11 protein-coding genes and 1 riboswitch are annotated in these 12,905 nt (G+C 69.9%); of the genes, 5 read left to right on the forward strand and 6 right to left on the reverse strand.

Features of this window, described 5'->3' with window-relative positions:
- The first annotated feature begins 111 nt into the window (after positions 1 to 111).
- Positions 112 to 1,941 carry a glutamine--fructose-6-phosphate transaminase (isomerizing) gene (glmS, locus tag KOD61_RS02175; RefSeq protein ID WP_215219444.1) on the forward strand — a complete coding sequence of 610 codons (1,830 nt, stop codon included), beginning with the start codon at positions 112 to 114 and terminating at the stop codon, positions 1,939 to 1,941.
- Positions 1,942 to 2,024: 83 nt separating this feature from the next.
- Here the strand turns inward: glmS and btuB are convergent, their stop codons facing one another.
- The 3 genes from btuB to KOD61_RS02190 form a co-directional block, all read right to left on the reverse strand.
- Complete coding sequence (btuB, locus tag KOD61_RS02180) at positions 2,025 to 3,893, reverse strand: TonB-dependent vitamin B12 receptor (RefSeq protein ID WP_215219445.1); 1,869 nt, start codon at positions 3,891 to 3,893, stop codon at positions 2,025 to 2,027.
- 137 nt (positions 3,894 to 4,030) lie between these two features.
- Positions 4,031 to 4,276, reverse strand: a riboswitch (cobalamin riboswitch).
- Between the two features lie 35 nt (positions 4,277 to 4,311).
- Positions 4,312 to 4,662: a TfoX/Sxy family protein gene (locus tag KOD61_RS02185; RefSeq protein ID WP_215219446.1), complete on the reverse strand. Its 351-nt coding sequence runs from the start codon at positions 4,660 to 4,662 to the stop codon at positions 4,312 to 4,314.
- Positions 4,659 to 5,141, reverse strand: coding sequence for a GAF domain-containing protein (locus KOD61_RS02190; RefSeq protein ID WP_215219447.1), 483 nt, complete (start codon positions 5,139 to 5,141; stop codon positions 4,659 to 4,661). Before KOD61_RS02190 ends, KOD61_RS02185 begins: the two co-directional genes overlap by 4 nt.
- A 61-nt stretch (positions 5,142 to 5,202) precedes the next feature.
- Between KOD61_RS02190 and bioD the strand changes: the two genes are divergently transcribed.
- The 3 genes from bioD to KOD61_RS02205 all read left to right on the forward strand — a co-directional run bounded on the left by bioD (position 5,203) and on the right by KOD61_RS02205 (position 10,275).
- Entirely contained in the window at positions 5,203 to 5,907 is a 705-nt protein-coding gene (gene bioD, locus KOD61_RS02195) for a dethiobiotin synthase (RefSeq protein ID WP_215219448.1), read from the forward strand.
- Positions 5,908 to 6,048: 141 nt separating this feature from the next.
- Complete coding sequence (locus KOD61_RS02200; RefSeq protein WP_215219449.1) at positions 6,049 to 7,182, forward strand: efflux RND transporter periplasmic adaptor subunit; 1,134 nt, start codon at positions 6,049 to 6,051, stop codon at positions 7,180 to 7,182.
- 12 nt (positions 7,183 to 7,194) lie between these two features.
- A complete protein-coding gene (locus tag KOD61_RS02205; protein WP_215219450.1) occupies positions 7,195 to 10,275 on the forward strand; it encodes an efflux RND transporter permease subunit in 3,081 nt (1,026 codons plus the stop codon).
- Positions 10,276 to 10,360: 85 nt separating this feature from the next.
- Here KOD61_RS02205 and KOD61_RS02210 read toward each other — a convergent pair whose 3' ends face one another.
- Both KOD61_RS02210 and queD read right to left on the reverse strand, forming a co-directional pair.
- On the reverse strand, positions 10,361 to 10,801 hold the full coding sequence (locus KOD61_RS02210; RefSeq protein ID WP_215219451.1) for a phasin family protein: 441 nt from the start codon (positions 10,799 to 10,801) through the stop codon (positions 10,361 to 10,363).
- Between the two features lie 119 nt (positions 10,802 to 10,920).
- A complete protein-coding gene (gene queD / locus KOD61_RS02215; protein WP_215219452.1) occupies positions 10,921 to 11,277 on the reverse strand; it encodes a 6-carboxytetrahydropterin synthase QueD in 357 nt (118 codons plus the stop codon).
- A gap of 91 nt (positions 11,278 to 11,368) precedes the next feature.
- Between queD and fnr the strand changes: the two genes are divergently transcribed.
- Positions 11,369 to 12,130, forward strand: coding sequence for a fumarate/nitrate reduction transcriptional regulator Fnr (fnr, locus tag KOD61_RS02220; RefSeq protein WP_215219453.1), 762 nt, complete (start codon positions 11,369 to 11,371; stop codon positions 12,128 to 12,130).
- A 49-nt stretch (positions 12,131 to 12,179) separates the two neighbouring features.
- Here the strand turns inward: fnr and KOD61_RS02225 are convergent, their stop codons facing one another.
- Positions 12,180 to 12,905 carry a sulfite exporter TauE/SafE family protein gene (locus KOD61_RS02225; RefSeq protein ID WP_215219454.1) on the reverse strand — a complete coding sequence of 242 codons (726 nt, stop codon included), beginning with the start codon at positions 12,903 to 12,905 and terminating at the stop codon, positions 12,180 to 12,182.

The raw sequence follows: 12,905 nt of genomic DNA on the forward strand, positions 1-12,905 counted from the left end.
ACCCGCCGCGGTTGGCAGCCCGCCCGGGCGGCGGGGTCACAGGCCCCGGCGATACTGCGCCCGCGGGTTTGCGCCGCTAGACTGCGCGGATACCTGCAGGAGCTGCTTCCCATGTGTGGAATCGTTGGCGCGATCGCGGATCGCGACGTGGTACCCGTCCTGATCGAGGGCCTCAAGCGGCTCGAGTACCGCGGCTACGACTCGGCCGGCATCGCCGTGCTCGACGGCGCGGACGTGCGCCGGGTGCGCCGTACCGGGCGCGTCTCGGAGATGGAGGGCGCGGCGCAGGCGGAAGGCTTCCACGCGCAGGTCGGCATCGGCCACACCCGCTGGGCCACCCACGGCGGCGTGACCGAAGCCAACGCGCACCCGCACGTCAGCCACGGCGTGGCGCTGGTGCACAACGGCATCATCGAGAACCACGATCAGCAGCGCGAGAAACTCCGCGCGATGGGGTACTCATTCGAGTCGCAGACCGACACCGAAGTCATCGCGCACCTGATCCATTCCTTTCTTACGCAGGGCCTGAACCTGCTCGCGGCGGTCCAGCGCGCGGTTGCCGAGCTGCACGGCGCGTATGCGCTGGCGGTGGTGAGCCGCAAGGAGCCGGGCCGGATGATCGCCGCGCGCATGGGTTGCCCGCTGCTGGTCGGCCTCGGGGAAGGCGAGAACTTCGTCGCCAGTGACGTCTCCGCGATCATCCAGGCCACGCGCCGGGTGATCTTCCTGGAGGAGGGCGACACCGCCGAGATCACCCGTGAGTCGGTGAACGTGTTCGACGAGGCCGGTGCCCCGGTCGAGCGCGATGTGCACGTCTCGGACGTGTCGCTGGCCTCGCTCGAGCTCGGCCCGTACCGGCATTTCATGCAGAAGGAGATCCACGAGCAGCCGCGCGCGATCGCCGACACCATCGAGGCGGTGATCGACAACGCCGGGTTCTCCCCACAGCTGTTCGGGGCCGACGCCGCCGACGTGCTGCGGGGCGTCGAAGGTGTGCAGATCCTGGCCTGCGGCACCAGCTATTACGCCGGCCTGACCGCGCGTTACTGGATCGAAGCCATTGCCGGGCTGCCGTGTTCGGTCGAGATCGCCAGCGAATACCGCTACCGCGCGGCGGTCGCCAACCCCCGCCATCTCGTCGTGACCATTTCGCAGTCGGGTGAAACGCTCGACACGATGGAGGCGCTCAAGTACGCCAAGTCGCTCGGCCACGACAAGACGCTGTCGATCTGCAACGTGCCCGAGAGCGCCATCCCGCGCGCCAGCCGGCTGGTCTATTACACCCGCGCCGGTGCCGAGATCGGTGTCGCTTCGACCAAGGCGTTCACCACCCAGCTGGTCGCGCTGTTCACCCTGACCGCGACGCTGGCCAAGCTCAACGGGCGGCTCGACGAAACCCGGGAAGCCGATTACCTGGAGGCGCTGCGCCACCTGCCGGGCAGCGTCCAGCACGCGCTCAACCTCGAACCGCAGATCATGGCCTGGGCCGAGCGGTTCGCGTTGAAGGACGACGCGCTGTTCCTGGGCCGCGGGGTGCACTACCCGATCGCGCTGGAAGGCGCGCTCAAGCTCAAGGAGATCTCCTACATCCACGCCGAGGCGTATCCGGCTGGCGAGCTCAAGCACGGCCCGCTGGCGCTGGTCGACGAGGACATGCCGGTGGTGGTGATCGCCCCCAACGACAGCCTGCTGGAGAAGGTGAAGTCGAACATGCAGGAAGTGCGTGCGCGCGGCGGCGAGCTGTTCGTGTTCACCGACGAGGACAGCCAGTTCGGTCCGTCCGAGGGCGTGCACGTGATCCGCGCGCCCCGCCACGTCGGTGCGCTGAGCCCGATCATGCACACCATCCCCGTGCAACTGCTGGCCTACCACGTGGCGCTGGCCCGCGGAACCGACGTCGACAAGCCGCGTAACCTGGCCAAGTCGGTGACGGTGGAATAGCCGCCGGCCGACAGGCGTCCGCGGAGGTACGAAGCCCGGCATTTGCCGGGCTTCGTGTATGGCGGTTGCGATGCCGCGACCGGTCAGTCCGCCGGGGCGTATCGCAGGGTCACGAACCACTCGCGTCCGGGCTGGTTGTAGAACGCCACGGTCTCGTAGTCGCGATCGAACACGTTGGCGACGCGGCCCTGCAGGGTGAGGGCGCGGGTCAACGCGTATTCCGCGCGCAGATCCAGGGTGGCACGCCCGGCCAGCCGCATCGTGTTGGCGACGTCGTCGTAGCGCGGCCCTTCAGCGATGCCGGTCAGTCCAATGCGCAGGTCGCCGAAGGCGCGGTCGAGCTCGACCCGCGCGCCGTGGCGGGCGCGGCGTGGCAGTTCCAGGTCGGTATTGAAGGTCCGGTTACGGGTGTCGAGCCAACTCAGGCTGGCGGCCACCTGCCAGTCGGCGACGTCGGTGGCGATGCCGAGCTCGGCGCCGCGCATGCGCGCACGCTCGACATTGTTGGGCAAGCCGATCGCCGCGTCGAAGGCGATCAGGTCCTCGACCCTCGTGTCGAATGCATCCAGGCGCAGGTCGACCGTGCCGTTCTTCCAGCCGACGCCCAGCTCGGCCGTCTCCGACTCCTCCGGCCGCAGGTCCGGGTTGCCGAAGAACGGGTAGTACAGCTCGTTGAAGGTCGGCGCCTTGAACGCGGTCCCCCAGCCCGCACTGACCCGCCAACCGCCGGCGAAATCGAGGCCCCAGGCGAGGCTGCCGGTGGTGTGCCCGCCGAACTGCTCGTTGTCATCGCGGCGCACCGCCGCCTGCAGGCCATGGCGCCCCGCGCGCGCCTGGTACTGGGCGAAGGCGGCGCGGTTGTCGCGCTCGTCGGTGACGTACACGGTGTCGCCGTCGACACGGTCGCGTACCCAGTCCACGCCCACGCTGAGCAGGTGGTCGCGGGCCAGGCCGAAGTCGCCCTGCAGGCCGGCGCTGTCGCGGTCGGTGTCGAAGAAGCCGATGTAGGTGCCGTGGTTGAACTGGTCGGAGGCATCGACGTTGCGGCCGGCCGTGAGCTTGAACTGGGCGGTGTCGGATGGTCGCCAGCGCACGCTGCCGCCGACCACCTGCTGCAGGGTCTCGGAGCGGTTGCTGTAGTCGCCGTCGAAGTCGTTCTCACCCTCGCTGCGCAGCCCCTGGGCCGACAGTTGCCAATGGCCGAGGTCGATGCCCGTACGCAACGAGAGCGCGTGCTGGACGTAGCCGTCGAGGTCGGGTTCGGGGGTGCTGATGAAGCACCCGCCCGAGAACGGGGTGGGCTCGGCGACGTCGCAGGCGTTGAATCCTTCGGTGCGCTGGAACGCGTAGTCGGCGCCGAACCAGGCACGCCCTTCGCGGCCGGCGAAGCCGACGCCGTACTCGTGCGCGCCGTGGCTGCCGCCACCGATGTGCATGCGCGGCGCCCAGCCGGCGGCGTCGCGGCGGGTAAAGATCTGGATCACCCCGCCGATCGCCTCGCTGCCGTACAGGCTCGAGCGCGGCCCGCGGACAATCTCGATCCGCTCGATCAGCGCGACCGGCAGGTTCTGCAACGACACCAGGCCGGAAGTCGGCGAGCCCACGCGGATGCCGTCGACCAGCACCACGATGTGGTCGGACTCCGCGCCCCGCAGGAACAGCGTGGTCAGCTTGCCGGTGCCGCCCTGGTTGGCCAGCGATACGCCGGCGCGGCCGGCGAGCAGGTCCGGCAGCGAACGCGCCTGGCTGCGCTCGATCGCATCGCGGTCGATCACCTCCACCGGCGCCAGCACGGCGTCGACATCGAGCAGGGTGCGGGTGGCGGTGACGACCACTTGGTCCAGGTCCTTCGCCTGCGGTGGCGCCGCGGCCTCGGCATGGGCGGGGGCGGCCGACAGGGCCGGGATGAGCAGCGCCACGGCGGCGGCGAGCGGGGCAAGGCGGAATCGCATTCGATAGGTCTCCAGGCGCACGGCGGCCGTCCCCGGCATCGACCGTGCAGTATCGGGAAGTCGCGTGGAGAGGGTGGTCGAACGGACTCGGAGGGCGGACAGGCGCCGACGTCGCCGCCGCCATGCCCGCCGCATCGCAACCAGTCAGCTCCGCGGCCGGTCTCCGGACTCGCGAGGGTGTCGTTCGACACAGCCGTGGCGCCTTCCCATGCGATTGCACAGTGGCGGTGAGCCTTGGCCGGACCCGCCTGCGCGGATCCACTCGCTTACCGTTGCGGGGGCAGTGCCGGAATGGTCCGGGTGCTGTGCACCCGACGTCACCGGCTTCCCGTTTCAACCCGCCGGCAGGACGCCGCCGGGTCACCTCGAAGCGCGGGCAGTGTACGCGATCGGACCGGGTGCGGGCCGGGGATGGTCGTTACGCCTCGTCCGGGCGCTCGGGCACCGTGTCGGCGGTCAGCACGGTGGTGCGTACCGGCCCCGCCGGGGGCTTGTGGCGCGGCGCCGGCAAGCCGGCGATCGCAGCTTCCGCCGCGCTCACCAGCTCGGTCCGGCGGGCATCGGGGACTTCCTGCCAATGGCAGTCCTGCAGGGCGCCTTCGATCGCGTACAGCAGGTTGAGGGTGGGTTTGAAGCCCGCGCGCTTGACCCGCATGAAGGCTTCCACCGGCCCGGCCTCGGCGATGTCCTCGCGCGTGCGCAGACCGACCTGGCGCAGCCAGGCGGCCGACTTGGGCCCGATGTTGCGCAGCTTGGCGGCCTCGTTCATGCGAGCGACTCCAGGTAGACCCGGGCCAGTGCTTCCATGCCGCGCTGGTCGTCCTCGTCGAAGCGACCGGTGCGCGGACTGTCGATATCGAACACGCCGACCAGGCTGTCGCCGTGCACCAGTGGCACCACCACTTCCGAACGCGACGCCGAATCGCAGGCGATGTGGCCGGGGAAGGCGTCCACGTCGGCCACGCGCTGGGTCTGGCGACTGCTGGCGGCGGCGCCGCAAACGCCCTTGTCGAGCGGGATCCGCACGCACGCCGGCTGCCCCTGGAACGGCCCGACGACGAGCTCCCGGCCGTCGAAGAAGTAGAAGCCGACCCAGTTGAGGTCCGGCAATGCGTGGTAGACCAGCGCCGACAGGTTGGCGGCGTTGGCGATGCGATCGGATTCGCCGGACAGCAGCGCGCGGGCCTGCGCGGCGAGCTCGGCGTATTGCTCCGGCTTGCTGCCGGACAGGGCGCTGGCGGTGAACATCGCGCGAGTGTAGCAGCGGTGCACACGCGACTCCGGCCCCGCGAATCCCTACGATGCGCGGATGATCTCCCCACCCGCGACTCCCCCCCGGCTTCCCGCGCGCTTCTACGTCACCGGCACCGACACGGGTGTAGGCAAGTCGGTCGCATCGGCGGCGTTACTGCATGCACTGCGCGCGCGTGGCGGCCGGGTGGTCGGGATGAAGCCGGTCGCCAGTGGTTGCGAGGTTGTCGAGGGCGGTTGGCGCAACGAGGACGCGCTGCTGTTGCAGGCGGCCAGCGACCCGCGGCCGGCGTATGCAGACGTCAACCCGTACGCATTGCGTGCGCCGGTGGCGCCCGAGCTGGCGCTGCGAGACGAGGGCATCGAACTGTCGCTGGCGCGGATCCTCCAGGCCTACGAGCGGCTTGCCGCGCAGGCCGACCGGGTCGTGGTCGAGGGTGTCGGTGGCTGGATGGCCCCGTTGTCGGCGACGCTCGACCAGCTCGACCTGGTACGCGCGCTGGACCTGCCGGTGGTGCTGGTGGTCGGGATGCGGCTGGGATGCATCAACCATGCGCGACTGACCGTGCGCGCACTGGCGGAGGACGGCGTCAGGCTTGCCGGCTGGATCGCCAACGAGGTGGAACCGGCGATGCCGCGGCTGGACGAAAACGTCGCGATCCTGCGCATGCGCCTGCCCGCACCTTACTGGGGGCGGCTGCCGCATGCCCCGACGCCCGACCCGGCCCGGCTTGCCTGCCACCTGCAGCTGCAGGCGGTCTGAACTTTCGCGCCGGCGTAACCCTGCGGCGTTAGCGTTCCGCCACTGCGACGGGCGCCATGGGCCGGGCTGACTTCCGGCATGGGGACATGGCAAGCGTCATCACTAAACTGCGCGGTACACGAAATGGATGACGAGGCCCCCATGCGCCGCAACCCCCTGATCACCGCACTGTTGCTCGCCGGCGCACTCGCCCTTGGCGGGTGTGGCGACGATCCCGCGGCCGAAGGCGCCGCTGCCGGTGGTCCGCCGGGCGGCATGCAGCTCCCGGTCGAGACCGTGACCCTGCAACCCGAGCCGCTCGAGGGCGGGCTGCAGACCGTCGGCAGCCTGCGCGCGGACGAGTCCGTCGTGGTACGCCCGGAGGTGGGTGGCCGCATCGAGCGCATCCATTTCGAGGAGGGCGGCAGCGTCCGTGCCGGGCAGCCGCTCTTCAGCCTGGACGCGAGCCTGGCGCGTGCCAGCCTCAACGAGGCAGCCGCCAACCTCGAGAACAGCCGGCGCGCCAACGCGCGTGCCGCCGAGCTGGCCGAGAAGCAGTTGATCGCGCGCTCGGACTACGACCAGACCCGGGCCAACTACGCGGTCGACCAGGCCCGCGTGGCCTCGGCCCGCACCGCGCTCGACAAGATGACGCTGCGGGCGCCGTTCTCGGGCCGGATCGGCCTGCGCGAGGTCAGCGTCGGCGACTACGTCAGCATCGGCCAGGACCTGGTCACGCTGGTGCGGATGGACCCGATCGAGGTCGACTTCAGCGTGCCCGAGGGCGCGCTGCCGCAGCTGCGCCAGGGGCAGTCGATCAGCATCACCGTCGACGCGTTCCCCGGCGAGACGTTCGGCGGCAAGGTGGTCGCGATCGCGCCGGTGATCGACCCCAACAGCCGCAGCGTCCAGCTGCGCGCGCAGATCGCCAACCCCGACGCACGGTTGCGCCCGGGCCAGTTCGCCAAGCTCACGCTCGACACCAGCACCGGCGGCGACGCGATCCTGGTGCCCGAACAGGCCCTGATGCAGGAGGGCGAAACCCGTTTCGTGTTCACCGTGGTCGATGGCAAGGCCGTCCGCACCGAGGTCACCACCGGGCGTCGCGTGCCGGGCAAGGTGCAGGTGCTCGACGGGCTGCAGGCCGGCGACGTGGTGATCGTGGCCGGGCAGGGCAAGCCGATGATGCAGGACGGGATGCCGGTGATGGTGATGTCTGCCGAGGGCGCCGGGGCACCCGCCGCACCCGACGCGGCACCGGCGAACGCGCCCGACGACGACGCCGGCCAGGGCTGACGGGAGCACGCGATGGTCCTCTCCGACATCTCCATCCGCCGCCCGGTCTTCGCCACCGTCATCAACCTGGTGGTGCTGCTGCTGGGCATCATCGCCTACGACCGCCTGGCCGTCCGGCAGATCCCCAACGTCGACACGCCGGTGGTGACGGTCAACACCAGCTACCCCGGCGCGAGCGCGCAGGTGATCGAGTCGCAGGTGACCCAGCCGATCGAGGACGCGCTGTCCGGGGTCGAGGGCATCGAGTACATGCAGTCGGTCAGCCGCGAGCAGTCCAGCCAGGTGACCATCCGGTTCCGGCTCGACCGCGACCCCGACGGTGCCGCCAGCGACGTCCGCGACCGTGTTGCGCAGGCTCGCCAGCGGCTGCCGGACGAGGTCGATGAGCCGATCGTGCAGAAGCAGGAGGCCGACGCCGAGCCGATCATCTTCCTGGCGTTCTCCTCCGACCAGCACTCGCAGGTCGAGATCGCCGACTACGCCGAACGCCTCGTCAAGGACCGCATCCAGCAGATCCCCGGCGTCGCCCAGGCCCAGGTGTTCGCCAGCACCTATGCGATGCGCGTGTGGATCCAGCCGCAGCGGCTGGCGGGCTTCGGCCTGACGCCGGGCGATGTCGAGCAGGCGCTGCGCAGCCAGAACGTGGAGATCCCGGCCGGCCGCGTGGAAGGGACCGACCGCGAGTTCACCGTGCTGCCGCAGACCGACCTGCAGACCCCGGAGGAGTTCGGCAACGTCATCCTCGGCGAGTCCAACGGCTACCTGGTGCGGCTCAAGGATGTCGCCAGGATCGAGCTGGGCGCCCAGCAGGAGCGGTTCCGGGCGCGCTACAACGGCGTCAACGCGGTGCCGCTGGGCATCACCAAGCAGGCCGTGGCCAATCCGCTGGAGATCTCCGAAGCGCTGGAGGTGCTGATCCCGCAGATCCAGCGCACGCTGCCCGAGGGCCTGCAGCTGGACATCGCGTTCGACTCGACCATCTTCATCGAGAAGTCGATCGAGGAGGTCTACAAGACCGTGATCGAGGCGGTGCTGCTGGTCGTCGTGGTGATCTTCCTGTTCCTTCGCAGCTGGCGCGCCACGCTGATCCCGCTGGTGACGATCCCGGTCTCGCTGATCGGCGCGTTCGCGCTGATGCTGGCGTTCGGCTTCACCATCAACACGCTGACGCTGCTGGCGATGGTGCTTGCGATCGGCCTGGTGGTCGACGACGCGATCGTGATGCTGGAGAACATCTACCGGCACATCGAGGAAGGCATGCCGCCGTTCCAGGCGGCGCTCAAGGGCAGCAAGGAGATCGGGTTCGCCATCGTGGCCATGACCCTGACGCTGGCGGCCGTGTACGTGCCGCTGGCGTTCTCGACCGGTCGCACCGGCAAGCTGTTCGTCGAGTTCGCGATGACCCTGGCCGGCGCCGTGCTGGTCTCGGGTTTCACCGCGTTGACGCTGTCGCCGATGATGTCGTCCAAGCTGCTGCGCCACGAGAAGAAGCATGGGCGCTTCTACGAGGCCGGCGAGCGCGTGTTGCGGCGGCTCGACGACGGTTACCGCGCCGTGCTGACACGGGCGCTCAAGCTGCGCTGGGCGGTGGTGGGCGTCGGGCTGGTGGTGTTCGCACTGGCCGGCGTGCTGTTCATGACACTGCCGCGCGAGCTGGCACCCCAGGAGGACCAGGGCGTCATCATCGGCTTCGGCCAGGCGCCGGAGGGTTCGACCGTCGGCTACACCGACCGCTACGCGCGGATGATGGAGCAGGGCTTCGCGAGCGCGCCCGGCGTGGTGAGTTACTTCCAGCTGGTCGGCTTCCCGTCGGTGACCAACACCATCGGGTTCGTGATGCTCGAAGACTGGGACCAGCGCGACGCCGCGGTGCAGGAGGTGCAGGGCGCGCTGTTCCCGCAGTTCATGGGCATCCCGGGGATCATGGCGTTCCCGACGCTGCCGCCGCCGCTGGGCCAGGAAGGCTTCGGCCAGCCGGTCAACTTCGTGGTGCAGAGCACGGGCACCTGGGAGGAGCTTGGCGTCATCGTGCAGAAGATGATGGCCAGGATGGCCGAGAACCCGAACCTCACCAACCCCGACAGCGACCTCAAACTCAACAAGCCGCAACTGAGCATCACCGTCAACCGCGAGAAGGTGGCGGCGGTGGGCAGCGACGTGGCGACGGTCGGGCGCACGCTCGAGTCGTTGCTGGGCGGGCGCAACGTGACCCGCTTCAAGCGTGGGAGCGAGCAGTACGACGTGATCGTGCAGGTCGAGGACGCCGACCGCCGTACCCCGGGCGACCTGTCCAACATCTACGTACGCGGCGGCGACGGCCAGATGGTGCAACTGTCGAACCTGGTCGACGTGCGCGAGACGGTCGCGGCCAAGGAGCTCAACCACTTCAACAAGCTGCGCGCGGCGACCATCAGTGCCGGTCTCGCGCCGGGCTACCCGATGGGCGAGGCGCTCGACTGGATGGAGGCGGCGCTGGCGGAAGTCGCGCCGGAGGCCACCTACGACCTGTCCGGGCAAAGCCGCGAGTTCCGCGAGTCGTCCAGCGACTTCGCGATGATCTTCGGGCTCGCGGTGGTATTCATCTTCCTGGTGCTGGCCGCCCAGTTCGAAAGCTGGGTCGACCCCATGGTGATCCTGCTGGCGGTGCCACTGGCGGCGTTCGGCGCGTTCCTCGCGCTCACGCTGAGTGGCGGCAGCTGGAACATCTACTCGCAGATCGGACTGGTGACACTGGTGGGCCTGATCGCCAAGCACGGCATCCTGATCGTGGAGTTCTCCAACCAGTTGCAGGAGCAGGGCCGGACGAAGTTCGACGCGGTGGTCGAGGCGGCGGCGCTGCGGTTGCGCCCGATCCTGATGACCACCGGCGCGATGGTGCTCGGCTCGCTGCCCCTGGCGATCGCCAGTGGTGCCGGTGCCGAGGCACGCAACCAGATCGGCTGGGTGGTTGTCGGCGGCATGGGCATCGGCACCTTCTTCACCCTGTTCGTGGTGCCGGTCATGTACCTGCTAATCGGTCGCGACCACCAGAAGGTTGCCGCCCGCCAGGCGCGGCGCGAAGCCGAACCCGCGCCGGCCGACCCCGCGGGCTGATCGCGCGCACAAAAAACCCGGCAGCGCGGGCTGCCGGGTTTCGTGTTCCTGCCGAAGCCGGAGAGAGAGACGGTGGCGGCTGCGCTTACTTCGCCGGCTTGCTGCCCTTGGTCGCGCTGTCGACGTAGGCTTCGGCCTTCTGCGTCGCGTTGCGGGCGGCCTGCTCGACGTTGGCCTGCGTGGTGCGGGCCGTCGACTCCAGCTGCGCCTTGGCGATGCTGGCGATCTGCTCGTTGGTGCTGACCGTGCGGCCAATCACTTCCTGGCCGGTGGCGACGCCGCGCTCGATGTTCTCGCGGGCGACCTGCGCGGCCTTCGGCCACAGGTCCTTCAGGCCTTCGGCGTCACGGACCTGGGTGGCTTCGCCGAGGAAGGCAAACGTGGCGTTGGCGCGGTCCTCGATGGCCGCCAGCTGCAGGCCGAACACGGCCCCGGCGTTGTCGAGGGCGAGGCGGTTGACCTGTGCCGCGGTCTCGGCGAACTGGCGCGTCGCGGCGGCGAACTGTTCGTTGAACTGCTGGTACATGGTGGGCTCCTGCTGCTGCGCCGACAAAGGGTTTGCCGGTTTGTGCGATGCAGCATAAACCCGTTTTTGTTGCAATGCAACATCCCGCGCTCGGGGCCGTTCAGGCGGCCGCCCGGGGGTCATTGACCCCGGTAGCGGCACCCCGAGGTGCAGGTCTCATGCACCACCACCTCGCTCAATAGCGGCAGGGCCGGCTTGAGCCGCTCCCAGATCCACACCGCAAGCCGCTCGCTGGTCGGGTTCTCCAGCCCCTCGACGTCGTTGAGGTAATGGTGGTCAAGGCGCTCGTACAGCGGCTGGAACGCCTGCTTGACGTCGGCGAAGTCCATCACCCAGCCGCTGTCGGCGCCGATCGCGCCGCTGAGGTGGATCTCCACCCGGAACGAGTGGCCGTGCAGCCGCGCGCACTTGTGCCCCTCGGGGACGTTGGGCAGGCGGTGCGCGGCTTCGAGGGTGAAGATCTTGAAGATGTCCATCCGCGCATTCTATCGTCCGCCCGCTGTACACCACCGGTCGATCGGCCCGGGAACGCCCCGGTGCCGGCCTGTCGCGTGGCACGATGGCGGCATGGAAACCAACGTGGTCGACCTGGCCCAGCTGCGTCGCGGTTGCGCGCAGTGCTCCCTCCAGCAGCTGTGCCTGCCCGCGGGTATCGGGCAGCAGGATCTGCAGCAACTCGACGATATCGTCAGGCGTCGCCGCCCGGTGGCCACGGGGGAGCGCCTGTTCCGCCCGGGCGATGCACTGACGTCGGTCTACGTGGCCCGCGACGGCGCATTCAAGACCGTCAGCACGAGCGAGGACGGCGGCGAGCAGGTGGTCGGCTTCCACCTGCCAGGCGAGTTGATCGGTCTGGATGCGCTGGGCCACGGCCGCCACCGTTGCGAGGCGGTGGCGCTGACCACGGCGAATGTCTGCGAGGTCCCGTTCGAACAGCTGGCCACCGTCGCGGCCCAGGTCCCCAGCCTGCAGCAGCAACTGCTGCGCGTGATCGGCCAGAGCGTGGGTCGCGACCAGGACCACCTGGGGATGCTGGTGCGGCGGCAGGCCAATGAGCGCATCGCGTTGTTCCTGCACGGCCTCGGCGAGCGATTGCGCAATATCGGTGAGTCGGGCAGCCGCTACCGGTTGCCGATGAGCCGCGAGGACATCGCGCGCTACCTCGGCCTTGCGCTGGAGACGGTGAGCCGCGGTTTCACCCGGCTGCAGGAGGACGGCGTGGTCGCCGTCACCGGGCGGCGGATCGAGATCCTGCAGCCCGACGAACTCGCGCGCCTTGCGCATGGCGGCGAACCGGCCCCGCCTGTCCAGCGCCGCGCGCGGTCCTGATCCAACGCGCCATCCCGGTAGCCTCCCGCCCGGCGCGCTTGCCGCGCGGCTAGACCGTCCGCGGCAGGCAGCCCAGTGCGGCCAGCCAGCCGTGCACGGCCGGTACCTGCATCAGCCACGGCGAGGCGATGGTCAGTACGCCCGCCAGCAGGACCAGCACGGCCGCCGCGTGGCGCCAGCCGCGGCGTTGCAGGCGCTGGCCCAGGCGCGCGCCCGACCACGTCAACGGCAGCATCAGCGGCAGGGTGCCGAGCCCGAACGCCGCCATCGTCAGTGCACCGTTGCGCGCGTCGGCCTGCAGCCAGGCCGCCGCAAGCAGGGTCGTGCTCAGCCCGCACGGCATCCAGCCCCACAGCATGCCCAGCCCGATTCGCTTGGCCGGCGTGTCAGCCGGCAACAGCCGGCGCTGCAATGGTCGCAGCCAGCGCCACAGGCCGGCGCCCGGTCGCGGCAGGAAGCCGAGTCGGCCGCGCGTATCGAGCAGCCGCAGGGCCACGATGACCAGGACCACGCCGACGGCGGCGCGCACGCCGATCGCGAGCCAGTCGAGCCTGGCCAGGTCGACGATGCCATGGCCGAGCCCGCCGGCGATCGCGCCCGCCAGCGTGTAGCCCAGCACGCGCCCGGCATTGGGCTCGAGCGCGGCGATCCAGCTGGTGCGGCCGCCCGCGGCGGAAAAGCCGGTGGCGATGCCGCCACACATCGCCGCGCAGTGCGCGCCACCCAGCACGCCGCTGAGCAGCGCGGCCCCCAGGGTCAGCCAATCGACCGGCAC

This window comes from Lysobacter luteus (genome assembly GCF_907164845.1).
Lineage (GTDB): Bacteria > Pseudomonadota > Gammaproteobacteria > Xanthomonadales > Xanthomonadaceae > Novilysobacter > Novilysobacter luteus.

Bases quoted from the DNA above. Each gene is read 5' to 3' on its own strand.
- KOD61_RS02210 (WP_215219451.1), bottom strand. From the start codon at position 10,801: ATGTACCAGCAGTTCAACGAACAGTTCGCCGCCGCGACGCGCCAGTTC.
- queD (WP_215219452.1), bottom strand. From the start codon at position 11,277: ATGGACATCTTCAAGATCTTCACCCTCGAAGCCGCGCACCGCCTGCCC.
- KOD61_RS02200 (WP_215219449.1), top strand. From the start codon at position 6,049: ATGCGCCGCAACCCCCTGATCACCGCACTGTTGCTCGCCGGCGCACTC.
- KOD61_RS02185 (WP_215219446.1), bottom strand. From the start codon at position 4,662: ATGAACGAGGCCGCCAAGCTGCGCAACATCGGGCCCAAGTCGGCCGCC.
- fnr (WP_215219453.1), top strand. From the start codon at position 11,369: ATGGAAACCAACGTGGTCGACCTGGCCCAGCTGCGTCGCGGTTGCGCG.
- glmS (WP_215219444.1), top strand. From the start codon at position 112: ATGTGTGGAATCGTTGGCGCGATCGCGGATCGCGACGTGGTACCCGTC.
- btuB (WP_215219445.1), bottom strand. From the start codon at position 3,893: ATGCGATTCCGCCTTGCCCCGCTCGCCGCCGCCGTGGCGCTGCTCATC.
- bioD (WP_215219448.1), top strand. From the start codon at position 5,203: ATGATCTCCCCACCCGCGACTCCCCCCCGGCTTCCCGCGCGCTTCTAC.
- KOD61_RS02205 (WP_215219450.1), top strand. From the start codon at position 7,195: ATGGTCCTCTCCGACATCTCCATCCGCCGCCCGGTCTTCGCCACCGTC.
- KOD61_RS02190 (WP_215219447.1), bottom strand. From the start codon at position 5,141: ATGTTCACCGCCAGCGCCCTGTCCGGCAGCAAGCCGGAGCAATACGCC.